Origin of the sequence: Streptomyces sp. (assembly GCF_036524955.1) — a bacterium.
Classification (GTDB): Bacteria; Actinomycetota; Actinomycetes; order Streptomycetales; family Streptomycetaceae; genus Actinacidiphila.
The window spans coordinates 1-15,842 of the sequence record NZ_DATDBG010000005.1; the positions used below are offsets into that span (position 1 = coordinate 1).

Consider the following 15,842-nt stretch of genomic DNA (forward strand, 5'->3'; position numbering starts at 1 on the left):
AGCCGCCCCGGCCGCGGCGCGGCTGCCGCCACCGCCGGACCCGCCGGGTCCCAGCAGCCACGCGGCGAGGAGCAGCACCCCGACCGCGACCGTCGTCCACGTCCTGCCGTCGGGCCGCGGCCCCGTGTCCTCCTCGTCGCCGCCGATCATCCGGTCAGCCGCGGTGGGCGGTGCGGCGCCGGTGGACGACCAGACCGATCAGCCCCGCCGCCGCGAACCCGCCGGTGACCAGCAGCGGTCCGGTGCTCGACCCGGCGACGGCCGGCCCGGCCGCGAGCTGCGCGGTACCGCCGCCACCGGCCGGCACCGGCTTGACCGGCTTCGCCGGGGTGACCGGCGGCGTCACCGGCACAGTGGGCGTGACGCCGCCGGTGACGCCGCTGACCACGGTGACGGTCGCCGTGGCGGAACTGGTCTCGCCCTCGCACTCCACGGAGACCGTGTACGAGCCCTCGGCCGCGTCGGATTTGATGAAGGCGTTGCCCTCCAGGCTCTTGCCGTCACTGGCCGGGGCGAGGGTGACAGCGCTCACGAACACCTCGGCGCTCGCCTTCGCCTTGTGCCCGGCGGTGCAGGAGGCCTGCAGGTGCAGGGTCACCTGGCCGCCGGGGGCGACGGTCTGCGGCGCTACGTCCATGGTCCAGGCGGACGCGCCGGACGACTCGGTGGTGGCGGTGGCGGCCGGGTCGGCCGGTGCCGCCGGGTCCGCCGCGCCCGCCTCGGGCGCCGGTCCGGCGGCGGGCAGACCGGCGCCGGCGAGGTCCGTCCCGGTGTCCGCACCGACGTCGGTCCCGATCTCCGTACCGGCGTCCGTACCGATGTCCGTGCCGGCGGTCACGTCCGCGGCCACGTCGGAGGGCAGGTCCGCACCCGCGGTCGCGCCCGCCGTCCCCGCGGTACCGCCGGAGGCCACCGCACTGCTCGTCCCGGTGTCCCCGTCGTCGGCGACGGCCGGCCCGGCGGACATCCCGCCCACGGCGAGTACGGCGACCGCGCCGGCGGCGGCGAGGGCGGGCAGTCTCAGACCGAACATGGCAACCTCCGCTCGACCGGGGGCGGGGACTCGCACCCGGTGCTTACGAAGATTCCGGCTGCCGGGCGGGCCCGCATCCGGGGCTGCTCCAGCGGAGTGATGTGCCTCCTACCCGGAGTGACCCCCCGGCGCCCGGTCCCCGGAGGTCAGATCTCCGCCACCAGATCGGCGATGGAATCGACCACCCGCGACGGCCGGAACGGGTAGCGGTCGATGTCTGCGGCCGTGGTCAGCCCGGTGAGCACCAGGAACGTCTCCATGCCGGACTCCAGCCCGGCCAGCACGTCGGTGTCCATCCGGTCACCGATCATCGCGCTGGACTCGGAGTGCGCGCCGATCGCGTTCAGCCCGGCGCGCATCATCAGCGGGTTGGGCTTGCCGACGAAGTACGGCTCCTTGCCGGTCGCCTTGGTGATCAGCGCGGCCACCGAACCGGTCGCGGGCAGCACGCCCTCCATGGAGGGGCCGGTCTCGTCGGGGTTGGTGCAGATGAACCGCGAGCCGCCGTTGATCAGCCGGATCGCCTTGGTGAGGGCCTCGAAACTGTACGTGCGGGTCTCGCCGAGCACGACGTAGTCCGGTTCGTGGTCGGTCAGCACGTAGCCGATGTCGTGCAGCGCGGTGGTCAGCCCGGCCTCGCCGATGACGTACGCGGTGCCGCCGGGCCGCTGGTCGTCCAGGAACTTCGCGGTGGCCAGCGCGGAGGTCCAGATGTTCTCCACCGGTACCAGCAGGCCCATCCGGGACAGCCGGGCGTGCAGGTCGCGGGGGGTGTATATGGAGTTGTTGGTCAGCACGAGGAAGGGCTTGCCGGACTCCCTGAGTCCCTTGAGGAAGGCGTCCGCTCCGGGGATGGGCGTGCCTTCGTGGATCAGCACCCCGTCCATGTCGGTGAGCCACGATTCGATCGGCTTGCGGGTCGACACGGATCCGTTCTCCTGTCCTCGGCGCGCAGTGGGTGCCCAGCGTAGCCGGGGGAGGTACGCCGCGCCCCGGGGTTCTCACCGGTCGGACGGCGGGCGAACGGCCCGGCGTGCGGCGGCGGGGTCAGGTGAGGGCACCGTGAGTGAAGAGAGGGGTGAGGGCGAGGAGGGCGGCACCCTCGGCCACGGCGCGCGGGCCGGCGCCGGTGACCGGCACCGGTCGGCCGCGCTCGGCGAGGACGGCGGCGACCTCGTCGCGGAAGAGGGCCGGGGCGGTGAGGACGGTACGTCCGCCGAGCACGATGTGGTCGACGTCGAGGAGCGCGACGAGGTTGGCGGCGCCCACTCCGAGCAGCCGGGCCGCGGTGCGCGGGTCGCCGCGGTGCACCGCGTCCAGGCACAGGGCCTCCAGGCAGCCCCGGTTGCCGCACTTGCAGGGCGGCCCGTCCAATCGCACGACCTGATGCCCGAACTCCCCGGCGCCGGTCCGCCCGCCGCGGTACAGCGCCCCGTCCAGTACGAGCGCGGCGCCGAGCCCGGTCCCGAGGTGCAGGTACGCGAAGGAGCGGGGCGCCGCCGGCACCGGGACGGCCTGCGCCAGGACCGCCAGCGCCGCGGCGTTGGTGTTCTTGTCGACCGTGACCGGCACGCCGAGGCGGTGGGCGAGCGCGGTACGCAGGGGGTATCCGGCCCAGTGCGGGTAGCCGGTGACGGCGTGGAGGGTACCGGTGGTGTGGTCGAGGGGGCCGCGTATGCCGATGCCGACGCCGAGGACCGGGCCGGGGGCGAGCGCCGCTGTGGACCGTACGTCCGCCGCGATCGCCGCGACGCCCCGCCCGACCGGGACGTCGAGGTCCAGCGGGGCTTCGTGGTCGGCGACGGTACGGCCCGCGAGGTCGGTGAGGACGGCGGTGAGGCGTTCGCCGTCGAGGTGGACGCCGACCGCGTAACGGGCGCGGGCCGCGAGCCGCAGTTCCGTACGCGGTTTCCCGCCGGTCGAGGCACGGCGGCCCGCCTCCTCGACCAGGCCCTCCGCCCGGAGCCGCGCGGTGATCTTGCTGACCGCCTGCGGGGTGAGCCCGGTGCGTTCGGCCAGCTCCAGCCGGCTGAGGCCGCCGCCCCTCCCGACGGCCGCGGTGGTCCCGCCGGCCGCGGGCGTCCCGTCCCCGGCGACCGTCGCGGCGCGCAGCAGTCCGAGGACGAGTGCGGCGTTGTGGCTGCGGACGGCGGGCAGGTTGGCGCCGGCGGTGGACGGGTTCACCCGGCCATTGTGGCGCGTGCTTGCACTTCGGCAACAGCGTTGCCAAAGTGGCCGTATGCGCTCACCCGGCACCGCTCCGTTCCGCGTCGCCCTGGTCGGCTACGGCACGGCCGGCTCCTTCTTCCACGCCCCGATGATCGCCGCGACCCCGGGCCTGGCCCTGGACACGATCGTCACCGGCAGCAAGGAGCGCCGCGCCCAGGCGCTCGCCGAGCACCCGGGCGTGACCTTCGCCGACACCGCCGACGAGCTGTGGCCGCGGGCCGGCGGACTCGACCTGATCGTCCTCGCCTCGCCCAACCGCACCCACGTGGCGCTGGCGACCGCCGCGCTGGAGGCCGGGCTGCCGGTCGTCGTGGACAAACCGCTGGCCGCGACCGCGGCCGAGGCCCGCGGGCTGGCCGCGCTCGCCGAACAGCGCGACCTGCTCCTCACCGTCTTCCAGAACCGCCGCTGGGACAGTGACTTCCGCACCCTCCAGGACCTGCTGGAGCGGCGCGCGCTGGGCGAGGTGCAGCGCTTCGAGTCCCGGTTCGAGCGGTGGCGCCCGCAGCCCAAGGGCGGCTGGCGCGAGTCCGGCGACCCGGCGGAGATCGGCGGGCTGCTCTACGACCTCGGCAGCCACCTCGTCGACCAGGCGCTCACCCTGTTCGGCCCGGCCCGGCTGGTGTACGCGGAGGCGGACGTACGGCGGCCCGGCGCGGCGGCCGACGACGACACGTTCATCGCCCTGACCCATGCCGGCGGCGTGCGCTCCCACCTGTGGATGAGCGCCACCACCGCCCGCCTCGGGCCGCGCTTCCGGGTACTGGGCAGCACCGGCGGCTACGTCACCTACGGCCTCGACCCGCAGGAGGGCGCCCTGCGCGACGGACTGCGGCCCGGCGAGGGCAGGGCGTGGGGCGCGGAACCGGAGTCCGCGTGGGGCACCGCCGGCACCGATGAGAACGCCCGGCCGGTACCGTCGCTGCCCGGCGACTACCCCGCCTTCTACGCCGCCGTCGAGACCGCGCTGCGCGAGGGCACCCCGCCGCCGGTCACCGCGCTGGAGGCCGCCGCCGCGCTGGAGGTCATCGAGGCGGCGCGGCTGTCGGCCCGTACCGGACGTACGGTCGAACTGTGAGCGAGGACATCCGGACCGGGAGTGAACGCGGCCGGGGCGGACCGCGGCGCCCGAACCCGCCGGGTCCGACCTGATCGCCCGGGCGTCAGCCCTCCGCCCTACGCCCCGGCCATCCGGGAGATCACGTGGATCAGGAGGCCCGCCAGGGCGCCGACCACCGTTCCGTTGATGCGGATGAACTGGAGGTCGCGGCCCACGTGCGCCTCGATCTTGCGGGAGGTGTGGTCCGCGTCCCAGGAGGCGACGGTTTCCGTGATGAGCGAGGTGATCTCGTCGCGATAGGTGGCGACGAGGTAGGTCGCCGCGTCTTCCAGCCAGGTGTCGACCTTGGCCTGGAGGCGGGCGTCGGTGGCCAGGCGGGCGCCGAGGGCGAGGAGTGAGGCACGGGTCCGCAGGCGCAGTTCGCTGCGTTCGTCCTCGGCCGCGGCGACCATCATCGCCCGTACCGAGCCCCACGCCGACTCGATGAGGTCCTGCACCTCGCCCCGGGCGAGGAGGTCCTTCTTCAGCCGCTCGACCCGCGCCCGGGTGTCGGGGTCGGACTGGAGCTCCACCGCGAAGTCGGCGAGGAAGCGGTCCACCGCACCGCGCGCCGGGTGCCCCGGGGCGTCCCGCATCTCGGTGACGAACCGCAGCAGCTCCTTGTAGACCCGCTCGCCGACCTTGCGGTCCACGAACCGCGGCGTCCAGCCCGGGGCGCCGCCCTGCACCGCGGTCATCACGGAGTCCCCGTGCAGCACCAGCCAGTCGTGGGCGCGTACGCACACCAGGTCCACCGTCCGGCGGTGGCCGCCGTCCGCGACGACGCGCTCCAGCATCTTGCCGAGCCCGGGGCCGATCTCCTGCGCGTCCGCGCGGCGGGTGATCGCCTCGCTGACCACCGCCCGGACGTCGGAGTCGCGCAGCACGGTGAGCAGGCCGCGCAGCGCCGCCGCGGCCTGCTCGGTGACCTTGTCGGCGTTGGCCGGGTCGGTCAGCCAGTGGCCGAGGCGGGGGCCGATGCCGACGGCGCGCAGCCGGGCGCGTACGACGTCGGAGGAGAGGAAGTTCTCGCCGACGAACTCGCCCAGGCTGGTGCCCAGCACGTCCTTCTTCGTCGGAATGATCGCGGTGTGCGGGATGGGCAGCCCGAGGGGGCGGCGGAACAGCGCGGTCACCGCGAACCAGTCGGCCAGTGCGCCGACCATGCCCGCTTCGGCGGCCGCCGCCACGTATCCCGGCCAGCCGCCCGCACCGCGCGCGTCCGCCCACGTCGCGAGCGCGTAGATCACGGTCGCGGCGAGCAGGAACCCGGTGGCGATCAGCTTCATCCGCCGCACCCCGCGCCGCCGCTCGGCGTCGGGGTCCGCGCTGGGAGGCCCGGGAACCGGCCCGCCCCCGGGCCCGGGACTCAGCGGGCGCACCGGGTGCCCCGCGTTCGCCGCGTTCGCCGCGTTCGCCGCCGGGCCCGCCGGATTCACCCGGTACCCCGGATCGTTCGTTCGCCCCGCGTCCATCCGCTCCACCCGCGTATTCTCACCGCCACTGCCAGTCTGGGAACGTACGAGGAGTTCCCGGCGCCTCCCGGTGTCGCCGGGGGACGCCGGGGAGCGCGTCGTCAGGAACCGTCTGCCCGCACCGAGGAGCGTCATGACAGCGCCGCACACGACCGGGGGGCTGCCCGGCTACGCCGAGCACTTCGAGGAGCCCGAGGGGTACCTCGACTTCGCCCGGTACGGCCCGCCCTCCCGCGACGTGCTGGCCGCGACCGCCGAGGCGCTGGGCCGGTCCGCACGGGCCGACCAGGACACCGTCAACGACCTGATGGGGGCCGAGCAGCGGGCCAGGCAGACCGCGGCGCGGCTCGCCGGCACCGACGCCGCGCACACCGTCCTGCTGCCGAACGCCTCCACCGGCCTCTTCCACGCCGCGTTCGGCATACCGTCCGGCACCGTCCTGGTCCCCGCCGGGGACTTCCCCGCCAACCACTACCCGTGGCGCCGCAGCGCCGCCCTCGGCCGAGCCGTCCCCCGCTGGCTGACCCCGGACGCGCGCGGCCGGATCACCGCCGATGTCGTACGCGCCGCGCTGACCCCCGAAGTCGTCGCCGTCGCGGTCAGCGCGGTGGACTTCCGCACCGGCGCGCGGGCCGATCTCGCCGGGCTCCGGGAGGTGATCGGGGCCGGGCGGCTGCTGATCGTGGACGCGATCCAGGCGTTCGGGGTGGCCGAACTGCCCTGGCAGGCGGCCGACGTCGTGGTCACCGGCGGTCAGAAGTGGCTGCGGGCCGGCTGGTCCACCGGGTTCGCCACCCTGTCCGACCAGGCCCTGGAACGCCTGGAACCGGTCCTCACCGGCTGGACCGGCGTCGAGGACGTCGCCCTCTTCGACGACCGCGAGCACCCGCCGGCGGCCGGCGCCCAGCGGTGGAGCGTCACCAATCTCAGCCCGGTCACGGCCGCGGCCCTGGCAGCCGCGCTCGACCTGGTCGAACGGGTCACCGTCCGCGCCGTCGAGGCGCACGTCGCCACCCGGGTGGACCAGCTCATCGACACGATCCGCAGCTGCGGCGGCGAGATACTGTCCCCCACCTCCCCCGCCCAGCGGGCCGGCATCGTCTCCTTCCAGCTTCCCGGCACCGACCCCGCGGCCGTCGCGAAGGCCCTCCACGCCCACGACGTCACCCCTTCGGTCCGCACCGCGTCGGTCCGCCTGTCCGCCCACGCCTCCACCCGCCTCGCCGCGGTCGACCGCGTCCAGGCGGCGCTGATGTCGCCGCACTGAGGCGTTCACGAGGCGGCGTCCGTCGTACGAGGCGGCGTGCGTTCCTACGAGGCGGACGTGCGTCCGTTCGAGGCGGCTTCTCCCTCCCGCTCAGGGCTGCGGGGGCGGACAGCGCCCGGAAACCGAGGAAGACCCACGCCCCGCCCACGGCGAACGCCAGGAGGGGGACGGTGCTCCCCGCGCCGACGACCGGGCCGGGCACCGCAGCGAGGACGGCCCCCGGCCCGGCGGCCGGTGCTCCGGATTCCTGTCGCAGGCCGTCGAGCCGACGCCTGGCACGTACCCGGCGTTCACACCGGCTCCGTCGCCGCGCCCTCCCCGTACATCCGCGCGATCACGTCCTCGATGGCCGGTTCGCGGATGGAGAGGTCGACCAGGGGATGGCGGGCGGCCAGCGCCGAGACCAGCGGGGCGGCGCTCGCCGAGGACGGGAAGGCGAACCACTGGCGGGGACCCTCGGTCCGGACCCAGCGGGCGCCGGGGACGTCGACCGGCGGCAGTTCGTACGCGAAGTCGGCGACCAGCGTGCGTTCGCTCTCGCCCACCGCGTGCAGGCCGGCCAGGTCGCCGTCGTACATCAGGCGGCCGTGGTCGATGACCATGACGCGGCGGCACAGCGTCTCGATGTCGGTGAGGTCGTGCGTGGTGAGCAGCACGGTGGTGCCGCGTTCGGCGTTCACCGCGCGCAGGAACTCGCGGACGCGGGACTTGCTGATCACGTCGAGGCCGATGGTCGGCTCGTCCAGGTACAGCACCTCGGGGTCGTGCAGCAGCGCCGCCGCGATGTCGCCGCGCATCCGCTGGCCGAGCGAGAGCTGGCGCACGGGCACGTCCAGCAGCGGGCCGAGGTCGAGGAGGTCGACGCAGGCAGCGAGGTTGCGGGCGTACCGGGCGTCCTCGATGCGGTACATGCGGCGCACCAGCTGGTACGAGTCGCGCAGCGGAAGGTCCCACCACAAGGTGGTGCGCTGGCCGAAAACCACGCCGATCCGCCGGGCCAGCCGGGTGCGCTCCCGGGTCGGGTCCAGGCCGCAGATCCGGATGCGGCCCGCGCTGGGGTTGAGGATGCCGGTGAGCATCTTGATCGTGGTGGACTTGCCGGCGCCGTTGGGCCCGATGTAGCCGACGATCTCGCCGCGCGGCACGGTGAAGGAGATGCCGTCCACGGCCCGCACCTGCCGGCGTTCGCGGCGCAGCGCACCGGCCTTGCGGCGTACCTCGAAGACCTTCTGCACGCCGTCGAGTTCGATGATCGGCTCGGCCATGGCTCCTCAACTCCCGGTGCTGCGGTACGAACGGAGGCCCGCGCGCCAGGCCGCGCCCGCCAGCGCGCAGCACGCGAAGGCGACCGGCGGGGAGGCGAAGTCCACCCAGCTGGGCAGGCCGAGGGGGTCGGGCCGGCCCAGCACGTGCAGGGCGGGCAGCCAGTTCACGAAGGCGAGCGGCACCACGAAGGTGACACCGCGGACGAGTTCGCGGGCGAAGACGCCGGGCGGGTACTGGAGCATCGTCTGGCCGCCGTACGTCAGCGAGTTCTGCACCTCGGAGGCGTCGCTGGCCCAGAACTGGAAGGCACCGCCCGCGACGAACACCGCCGAGAAGATGGCCGCGCCGCACACCAGCATCATCGGCACCATCAGCACCTTCACCGGTGTCCACGCCACATCCACCCGGACCAGCGCCCAGGCCAGCACCAGCGCGCCCTGGGTGATCCGGCCGAGGCGGCGCAGCGCGAACCGGTCCGCGGCCACCTGGGCGAGCACCGGGACCGGCCGCAGCAGGAGCGTGTCCAGGGTGCCGTCGCGGATCCGGCGCCCGAGCCGGTCCATGGAGCCCAGCACCAGATCGGCGATCCCGAAGGCGGTGCTCGTGGTCCCGTAGAGGAACGCCACCTCGGGGAGGGTGAAGCCGCCCAGCACGGTGACGTGCGAGAACATCAGCACGATCGTGACGAAGTCCAGCGCGCTCCCGGTGAGGTTGCCGAGCGCGGTGAGGAAGAAGGAGGTGCGGTACACCATCGTGGACCGCACCCACATGGCGACGATCAACCGGTACGCGCGTACCGTCTCGGTGGTACGGAACCAGGTCTCAGCCACCCTGCACCACCAATCGCCGGCTCGCGACCGCCTGGAGCAGCCGGCCCGCGCCCAGCAGCGCCAGCGCCCACCCGGCCTGGGAGGCCAGCGCAACCGCCGCACCGGTCCCCCGGTGCCGTTCGAGCAGCAGATCCGCGGGCACCTGGAGCAGCGCCGCCCACGGCAGCGCGCGGGCCGTCTCGCCCAGCCAGCCGGGGAAGACGGTCAGCGGCAGCAGCATCCCGGAGAAGAACAGCCCGGCGAGGAAGGCGACCTGGCTGACCCCGGCGCCGTCCAGCAGCCAGAACGCGCTCAGCGCGACCAGAAAGCGGATCGCGAAGCTCACCACGACGCCGAGCGCGACCGAGACCACGAAGAGCAGCCAGGTCAACGCGTCCGCCGGCAGGGCGAGTCGGAAGACCAGTGCGCCGCACACCAGGGGCGCCACGCCGCGCCCGAGCAGGTGGAAACCGGCCCGCCCGAGGTCCGCGGCCAGCCACCAGCCCTGGAGGTCGGCGGGCCGGTACAGGTCCACGGCGATGTCGCCGGACCTGATCCGTTCCATCAGTTCGTCCTCGAAGCCGCCGCCCATCAGCGCCATCACCATCAGCAGCGCCTGGCCGGTCCAGACGTACGTGAGCGCCTGCGGCTCGGTGTAGCCGCCGAGGTGCGGGCGCTGGTCCCACAGCGCGATGTAGCTGTAGGAGACGATCAGGCCGAAGACCGTGTTGGTGAGGACGCCGGCGGCGGTCGCCGTGCGGTACGTCGCGTAGCGCCGGAAGCCGCGGACGACGACGGCTCCGTAGAAACCGCCGGGGAAACGGCTGCCGGAACCTCCGCCGGAGCCGCCGGGGAGACCGCCGCGGAAGCTCCCGGGAAACGCCCTCATCGCTGTGACCCCCTCACGTCCGCCCGGCACACAAGCGGCCGAGCCTAGTGCGACCGGGCTCGGACCCACCACTGGTTTTCCACTCGTTCGGGTGCGGGCGTGCGCCGTCCGGCCTGTCACAGCCCTGCCACGGATGCGCGCCGCGGGTACCGGGCGGTCGGATGATGCGACAGTGGATGACGCGACTGTACGGCTGGAGGGCCAAGTGGGTGAGCCGAATCCGACGGCGGGCGGTGGCGGGAACGGTGCCGCGCGCCCGCGCCGTACCGGCTGGCGCCGGCTGCTGCCCACCTGGAGGATGGCGACCGGCTCGGTACTGACCGTACTGCTCGTCGTGATCGGCGGCTTCTTCGTCGGCTACACCCTGGTGTCCATCCCCGACCCGAACGCCGCCGCGGTCGCCCAGAACAACGTCTACCTGTACGCCGACGGCAGGACCGAGATCACCCGCGACGGCGCCGTCAACCGGCAGAACGTACCGCTCAGCGAGGTGGCCAGGACCGCGCAGTACGCGGTGCTGTCCGCGGAGGACCGCGATTTCTACCACGAGTCCGCGGTCAGTCCGAAGGCGATGGTGCGCGCCGCCTGGAACACCGCCACCGGCAAGGGCCGCCAGTCCGGTTCGACCATCACCCAGCAGTACGTGAAGAACTACTACCTCGACCAGAACCGGACCGCGAGCCGGAAGATCAAGGAGTTCTTCATCGCGATCAAGCTGGACCGCAACGAGAGCAAGGACCAGATCCTGGAGGGCTACCTCAACACCAGCTACTACGGCCGCAACGCCTACGGCATCCAGGCCGCCTCGCAGGCGTACTTCGGCAAGGACGCGGCCACCCTGACCACCGCCGAGGGCGCGTACCTGGCGACGCTGCTCAACGCGCCCAGCGAGTACGACCTCGCGGCGCACCCGGAGAACACCGCCGTCGCCGAGCGCCGCTGGAACTACGTCCTGGACGGCATGGTCAAGGAGGGCTGGCTCACCGCGTCCGAACGCGGCGCCACCGCCTTCCCCTCCGTCCGCAAGCCCAAGCCGACCGCCAGCAAGGCCGGGCAGCGGGGCTACCTCATCGAGGCCGTCAACCGCTACCTCACCGATCACCGCATCGTGGACGCCGACGCCCTCCGCAGCGGCGGCTACCGCATCGTCACCACCATCCAGAAGCCCAAGGAGGACGCCCTCGTCAAGGCCGCACGCGACAACGTGTGGCGCCGCCTCGGCACGACCAGGGCCGACTCCTACGTACGGGCCGGCGGCGTCTCCATCGACCCGGCGACCGGCGACGTCGTCGCGCTCTACGGCGGCATCGACTACACCAAGCAGTACGTGAGCAGCGCCACCAACGCCACCTACCAGCCCGGCTCCACCTTCAAGCCGGTGATCCTCGCCTCCGCCGTGCAGCACGACGCGCGGACGCTGGACGGCGAGACCATCACCCCGGGCACCGTCTACGACGGCGACAGCGAACGGCCCGTGCGGGGCCCGGACGGGCCCGTCGGCTACGCACCGGAGAACGAGGACGGGCGTTCCTACGGGCCGGTCACCGTCACCGAGGCGATGGACAAGTCGGTCAACTCGGTCTTCGCGCAGATGGCGCAGGACGTGGGAACCCGCGAGGTGATCGACACCGCGCGCGACCTGGGCCTGCCGGACGACGTGGAGGTGCCGCGGACCCCGGCGATGGCGCTCGGCGCGTTCGGCGCCAGCCCGCTGGACCTGGCGCGGGTGTACGCCACGCTCGCCAACCACGGCAGGGAGGTCCCGTACTCGCTGGTGCTGAAGGTCAGCAAGGGCGGCGACACCCTCGGGCTGCCCTCGCGGGACCCGGTCCAGTCGGTGCCGCGGCAGGCCGCGGACACCACGACGGCGGTGCTGCGCAGCGTGGTGGAGAGCCCCGGCGCGACGGCGGTCGCGGCGCAGAACTCGGGGTGGCCGTCGGCGGCGAAGACCGGTACGGCGGAAGGGGACAAGGCGGCGTGGTTCGCCGGCTACACCCCGAAGCTCGCCACGGTCGTCGCGGTGCTGGGGCTCAACCCGGACAACGGCCACCAGGAGAGCCTGTACGGTGCGCTGGGCCTGCCCCGGGTCAACGGCGGCGGGCCGCCCGGTGACGTGTGGGCGCAGTACACGGCCGACGCGCTGCGGGGCGTGGCGCAGCAGGACTTCGACCTGGAGCCGCAGAGCGGGGTGAGCACGGCGGAGCCGGCCTCCCCGGATCCGACGGACACCCCGACGACCGAGCCGACGCCCAGCACCACCCCGCCGACCGTCCCGGCCACGGCACCGACACCGACCACCCCGGCCACGACACCGCCGCCGACCACCCCGACGACCCGGCCACCGGCGACGACCACCGAGCCGGGCCCCACGCCGACCACGCCGCCGCCGACCCGGACCCCGCCGCCGACCGGTGGGACGACGGGCGGCAGCGGGGTCGATACGGGGGCGCCGCAGTGACCGGGGCAGGCCGCCGGGGGGTGCTCCCGTACCCCGGGACGCCCTCGAAGGCCTGCTGGCGGACCGGGCCCGACTACAGATACAGCCCGGTGGAGTCGTCGGTGCCCTGGAGCCGTTCGGCGGCGACCGCGTGCAGATCGCGTTCGCGCATCAGGACGTACGCCACGCCCCGCACCTCGACCTCGGCGCGGTCCTCCGGGTCGTACAGCACGCGGTCGCCGACCTCCACGGTCCGCACGTTCTGGCCCACCGCGACCACCTCGGCCCAGGCCAGCCGCCTCCCGACGGCCGCGGTCGCCGGGATCAGGATGCCGCCGCCACTGCGGCGTTCGCCCTCACCGCTCTCCTGCCGTACCAGGACGCGGTCGTGCAGCATACGGATGGGCAGCTTGTCGTGCTCACTGTTGGGACTCACGGCCACGACGTTACCGTTGGCGCCGCCGCGCCGAGAGAGCGGCTGCCACACCGAGCAGCACCACCGCGGCCACCGCGACCGGCACGATGCGCTCCGGGCGCGGCTTGCCCTCCTCGGTGACAAACTGGGCGCGGGCCTTGGTCACCGCACGGTTCGCCGCGACGTACGCCTGCCCGACCGTACGGTCGAGGGCCGAGACGGCCTTCGCCCTGGTGTCCCGCGCGATCGTCACGGGATGCACCCGCACGGCGAGCTCGTCGAGCGTCTCCGCGAGGTCCTGCCGTCTGCGGGCAATGTCCGCCTCGATCTGAGCGGGCGTCCTGCCTTCCGACACCGCACTGCCTCCATCGCCTGGTTCGGTAGCGTTCGCACAGTCTGTCAGTACGACGCGGCCCGCGCCTCGTCGGCACCCCCCGTTTCCACAGGAGTTCCCCATGCCCGAGCGTCTTGCCCCCGGCGACACCGCCCCCGACTTCACCCTCCCGGACGCCGACGGCCGGCCCGTCGCGCTCGCCGACCACCGCGGTCGCAAGGTCATCGTCTACTTCTACCCGGCCGCCCTCACCCCCGGCTGCACCAAGCAGGCCTGCGACTTCACCGACAACCTCGATGTCCTCGCCACCGCCGGCTACGACGTCATCGGCGTCTCCCCCGACGCCCCGGGGAAGCTCGCCACGTTCCGCGACAAGGAGTCCCTGAAGGTCACCCTCGTCTCCGACCCGGACAAGTCCGTCCTCACCGCCTACGCCGCCTTCGGCGAGAAGACCATGTACGGCAGGACGGTCACCGGCGTGATCCGCTCCACCGTCGTCGTCGACGAGTCCGGCAGGGTCGCCCACGCCTTCTACAACGTCAAGGCCACCGGCCACGTCGCCAAACTCCTCCGCGACCTCGGCGTCTGACGGCCTCCTCCGCCCTCGGGCGACGCCGGCCACCGGAACCATGTCGCACTTGGCCCGCCGCACCGCGGTGGCGGGCATCGACACCGCTCACTTCCCCGGCATGAACCGCGAGCACATCGAGTCGCCGTTCACGCCGGAGGAACTGGCGACCGCGGCGAGCCGCGCCGCGAGCGTCCGAGGGGTCGCCCGAGAACTGGACGTGCGGAACGACGGCCGCTTGTGCCTCGTGCGGCGATACGGGCGAACGGCTGGGCCACCCGATCGCACTCCAGATCGATCACATCGGTGGCGACCGGCGCGAGAAACGGATGACGAACCTCCGGTACCTGTGCCCGAACGGCCACGCGCTGACCGACACGTGGTGCCGTCGTGGAAGGACGGCCGGGAAAGCCGGATGATGCGTGGACGTCCGCACCGGTACGATGACCTGCGACCAGCGGCGGTGGCGCAATGGCGACGCAGCAGACTTAGGATCTGTGGCCCTTGACCGGGCTTGAGGGTTCGAATCCCTTCCGCCGCACGATCTCGCCTCGTTGTCAAAGGCCCGCCTCCTTCTGGAGCGGGCCTTTCGCTCACCGACCGGCTCCGGTCAGGGCAGGAGTTCGTGGATCCGGGGGACGAGGGCGCGGAAGGCCTTGCCGCGGTGGCTGATGGCGTTCTTCTCGGCGGGGGTGAGTTCGGCGCAGGTCCGGGTGTCGCCCTCGGGCTGCAGGACGGGGTCGTAGCCGAAGCCGCCGGTGCCGGCGGGGGTGTGGCGGAGGGTGCCGGGCAGGCGGCCCTCGGCGACGCGGGTGGTGCCGTCGGGCAGGGCCAGGGCGGCGGCGCAGGCGAAGTGGGCGGCGCGGTGCGGGGGGTCGATGTCGGCGAGCTGGGCGAGGAGCAGGGCGAGGTTGGCCGCGTCGTCGCCGTGCCGGCCGGCCCAGCGGGCGGAGAAGATCCCGGGTGCGCCCCCCAGCACGTCCACGCACAGCCCCGAATCGTCCGCGACCGCCGGCAGCCCGGTGGCCTCCGCGAGCGCCCGCGCCTTGAGCACGGCGTTCTCCGCGAAGGTGACACCGGTCTCCTTCACGTCCGGTATCTCCGGATAGGCGTCGGCCCCGACGAGTTCCACGTCGAGACCGGCGTCGTCGAGGATCGACCGGAGTTCGGTGACCTTGTGGGCGTTGCGGGTGGCGAGTACGAGGCGGCGGGTCATGGAGCGATTATCTACGGCCCTGCGACCGCCTCCCCCGGCCACCCGGCACCGCCCGGTCCGGCTCAGCCGCCCAGCGCCGCCTTCTGGGCCGCGGTCAGTTCGGCGCAGCCGGTCACCGCGAGGGTGAGCAGCGCGTCGAGTTCCCCGCGGTCGAAGGGCTGGCCCTCCGCGGTGCCCTGGACCTCGACGAAACGGCCGTCGCCCGTGCAGACGACGTTCATGTCGGTCTCGGCCTTGACGTCCTCCTCGTAGGCGAGGTCGAGCAGCGGTACGCCGTCGATGATCCCCACGCTGACCGCGGCGACCGTGCCGGTGAGCGGCTGGGCCTTGGCGCGGATGAGATGGTTGGAGCGCATCCAGTCGACGGCGTCGGCGAGGGCGACGTACGCGCCGGTGATCGCGGCGGTACGGGTGCCTCCGTCGGCCTGGAGCACGTCGCAGTCCAGGACGACGGTGTTCTCGCCGAGCGCCTTGTAGTCGATCACGGCCCGCAGCGAACGGCCGATGAGCCGGGAGATCTCGTGTGTGCGGCCCCCGATCCGGCCGCGGACCGCCTCCCGGTCGCCACGGGTGTGCGTCGCCCGCGGCAGCATCGAGTACTCCGCGGTCACCCACCCCTCCCCGCTGCCCTTCCGCCACCGCGGCACGCCCTGCGTGGCGCTCGCGGTGCACAGCACACGGGTGTCGCCGAAGGAGACCAGGACGGACCCTTCGGCGTGCTTGCTCCACCTGCGCTCGATGCTGATGGGACGGAGCTGGTCGGGGGTGCGGCCGTCGAATCGTGACATGCGTTGAGCCTATCCGG

At 73.5% G+C, this 15,842-nt stretch carries 15 protein-coding genes and 1 tRNA gene; 5 read left to right on the forward strand and 11 right to left on the reverse strand.

Translation table 11 applies throughout. The annotated features are described in order from the left end of the window. Nucleotides 1-154: 154 nt before the first annotated feature. From VIW71_RS00180 to VIW71_RS00190, 3 genes are all read right to left on the reverse strand, one after another. Entirely contained in the window at nt 155-1,033 is an 879-nt protein-coding gene (locus VIW71_RS00180; RefSeq protein WP_331619678.1) for a hypothetical protein, read from the reverse strand. Between the two features lie 146 nt (nt 1,034-1,179). Then, complete coding sequence (locus VIW71_RS00185; protein ID WP_331619679.1) at nt 1,180-1,959, reverse strand: HAD-IIA family hydrolase; 780 nt, start codon at nt 1,957-1,959, stop codon at nt 1,180-1,182. 121 nt (nt 1,960-2,080) lie between these two features. After that, nucleotides 2,081-3,217 carry an ROK family transcriptional regulator gene (locus tag VIW71_RS00190; RefSeq protein WP_331619680.1) on the reverse strand — a complete coding sequence of 379 codons (1,137 nt, stop codon included), beginning with the start codon at nt 3,215-3,217 and terminating at the stop codon, nt 2,081-2,083. A 55-nt stretch (nt 3,218-3,272) separates the two neighbouring features. Between VIW71_RS00190 and VIW71_RS00195 the strand changes: the two genes are divergently transcribed. Further along, entirely contained in the window at nt 3,273-4,340 is a 1,068-nt protein-coding gene (locus VIW71_RS00195; protein WP_331619681.1) for a Gfo/Idh/MocA family oxidoreductase, read from the forward strand. A gap of 98 nt (nt 4,341-4,438) precedes the next feature. Here VIW71_RS00195 and VIW71_RS00200 read toward each other — a convergent pair whose 3' ends face one another. Next, nucleotides 4,439-5,836, reverse strand: coding sequence for a DUF445 domain-containing protein (locus VIW71_RS00200; RefSeq protein ID WP_331619683.1), 1,398 nt, complete (start codon nt 5,834-5,836; stop codon nt 4,439-4,441). Between the two features lie 133 nt (nt 5,837-5,969). Here VIW71_RS00200 and VIW71_RS00205 point away from each other — a divergent pair, with 133 nt between their 5' ends. Continuing rightward, nucleotides 5,970-7,103 carry an aminotransferase class V-fold PLP-dependent enzyme gene (locus VIW71_RS00205; RefSeq protein ID WP_331619684.1) on the forward strand — a complete coding sequence of 378 codons (1,134 nt, stop codon included), beginning with the start codon at nt 5,970-5,972 and terminating at the stop codon, nt 7,101-7,103. Between the two features lie 290 nt (nt 7,104-7,393). Here the strand turns inward: VIW71_RS00205 and VIW71_RS00210 are convergent, their stop codons facing one another. From VIW71_RS00210 to VIW71_RS00220, 3 genes are read right to left on the reverse strand one after another with little or no spacing between them, the layout of a single operon-like run. After that, entirely contained in the window at nt 7,394-8,368 is a 975-nt protein-coding gene (locus tag VIW71_RS00210; RefSeq protein ID WP_331619685.1) for an ABC transporter ATP-binding protein, read from the reverse strand. Nucleotides 8,369-8,374: 6 nt separating this feature from the next. Further along, complete coding sequence (locus VIW71_RS00215) at nt 8,375-9,139, reverse strand: ABC transporter permease (RefSeq protein WP_331619722.1); 765 nt, start codon at nt 9,137-9,139, stop codon at nt 8,375-8,377. A 52-nt stretch (nt 9,140-9,191) separates the two neighbouring features. Beyond that, entirely contained in the window at nt 9,192-10,067 is an 876-nt protein-coding gene (locus VIW71_RS00220; protein ID WP_331619687.1) for an ABC transporter permease, read from the reverse strand. 172 nt (nt 10,068-10,239) lie between these two features. Here VIW71_RS00220 and VIW71_RS00225 point away from each other — a divergent pair, with 172 nt between their 5' ends. After that, a complete protein-coding gene (locus VIW71_RS00225) occupies nt 10,240-12,525 on the forward strand; it encodes a transglycosylase domain-containing protein (RefSeq protein WP_414720611.1) in 2,286 nt (761 codons plus the stop codon). Nucleotides 12,526-12,598: 73 nt separating this feature from the next. On the opposite strand, the gene VIW71_RS00230 is transcribed toward VIW71_RS00225, so the two are convergent. Both VIW71_RS00230 and VIW71_RS00235 read right to left on the reverse strand, forming a co-directional pair. Beyond that, the gene (locus tag VIW71_RS00230) at nt 12,599-12,901 is read right to left on the reverse strand and encodes a GroES family chaperonin (RefSeq protein ID WP_331619724.1); all 303 of its coding nucleotides are present in this window, start codon (nt 12,899-12,901) and stop codon (nt 12,599-12,601) included. 49 nt (nt 12,902-12,950) lie between these two features. Beyond that, nucleotides 12,951-13,274, reverse strand: coding sequence for a DUF3618 domain-containing protein (locus VIW71_RS00235; protein ID WP_331619688.1), 324 nt, complete (start codon nt 13,272-13,274; stop codon nt 12,951-12,953). A gap of 100 nt (nt 13,275-13,374) precedes the next feature. Between VIW71_RS00235 and bcp the strand changes: the two genes are divergently transcribed. Then, entirely contained in the window at nt 13,375-13,842 is a 468-nt protein-coding gene (gene bcp / locus VIW71_RS00240) for a thioredoxin-dependent thiol peroxidase (RefSeq protein WP_331619689.1), read from the forward strand. A gap of 436 nt (nt 13,843-14,278) precedes the next feature. Further along, nucleotides 14,279-14,362: transfer RNA gene (locus VIW71_RS00245), tRNA-Leu, on the forward strand. A gap of 69 nt (nt 14,363-14,431) precedes the next feature. Here VIW71_RS00245 and rdgB read toward each other — a convergent pair. Both rdgB and rph read right to left on the reverse strand, forming a co-directional pair. Then, complete coding sequence (rdgB, locus tag VIW71_RS00250; protein ID WP_331619690.1) at nt 14,432-15,037, reverse strand: RdgB/HAM1 family non-canonical purine NTP pyrophosphatase; 606 nt, start codon at nt 15,035-15,037, stop codon at nt 14,432-14,434. Between the two features lie 62 nt (nt 15,038-15,099). Further along, nucleotides 15,100-15,825: a ribonuclease PH gene (gene rph / locus VIW71_RS00255; RefSeq protein WP_331619691.1), complete on the reverse strand. Its 726-nt coding sequence runs from the start codon at nt 15,823-15,825 to the stop codon at nt 15,100-15,102. Between the last annotated feature and the right edge of the window lie 17 nt (nt 15,826-15,842).

What these genes read in the sequence shown, in the direction of transcription:
- VIW71_RS00215 (WP_331619722.1), bottom strand. Translation starts at nt 9,139, where the DNA reads ATGTGGGTGCGGTCCACGATGGTGTACCGCACCTCCTTCTTCCTCACC.
- VIW71_RS00180 (WP_331619678.1), bottom strand. Translation starts at nt 1,033, where the DNA reads ATGTTCGGTCTGAGACTGCCCGCCCTCGCCGCCGCCGGCGCGGTCGCC.
- VIW71_RS00220 (WP_331619687.1), bottom strand. Translation starts at nt 10,067, where the DNA reads ATGAGGGCGTTTCCCGGGAGCTTCCGCGGCGGTCTCCCCGGCGGCTCC.
- rph (WP_331619691.1), bottom strand. Translation starts at nt 15,825, where the DNA reads ATGTCACGATTCGACGGCCGCACCCCCGACCAGCTCCGTCCCATCAGC.
- bcp (WP_331619689.1), top strand. Translation starts at nt 13,375, where the DNA reads ATGCCCGAGCGTCTTGCCCCCGGCGACACCGCCCCCGACTTCACCCTC.
- VIW71_RS00195 (WP_331619681.1), top strand. Translation starts at nt 3,273, where the DNA reads ATGCGCTCACCCGGCACCGCTCCGTTCCGCGTCGCCCTGGTCGGCTAC.
- VIW71_RS00210 (WP_331619685.1), bottom strand. Translation starts at nt 8,368, where the DNA reads ATGGCCGAGCCGATCATCGAACTCGACGGCGTGCAGAAGGTCTTCGAG.
- rdgB (WP_331619690.1), bottom strand. Translation starts at nt 15,037, where the DNA reads ATGACCCGCCGCCTCGTACTCGCCACCCGCAACGCCCACAAGGTCACC.
- VIW71_RS00205 (WP_331619684.1), top strand. Translation starts at nt 5,970, where the DNA reads ATGACAGCGCCGCACACGACCGGGGGGCTGCCCGGCTACGCCGAGCAC.
- VIW71_RS00230 (WP_331619724.1), bottom strand. Translation starts at nt 12,901, where the DNA reads ATGCTGCACGACCGCGTCCTGGTACGGCAGGAGAGCGGTGAGGGCGAA.
- VIW71_RS00200 (WP_331619683.1), bottom strand. Translation starts at nt 5,836, where the DNA reads ATGGACGCGGGGCGAACGAACGATCCGGGGTACCGGGTGAATCCGGCG.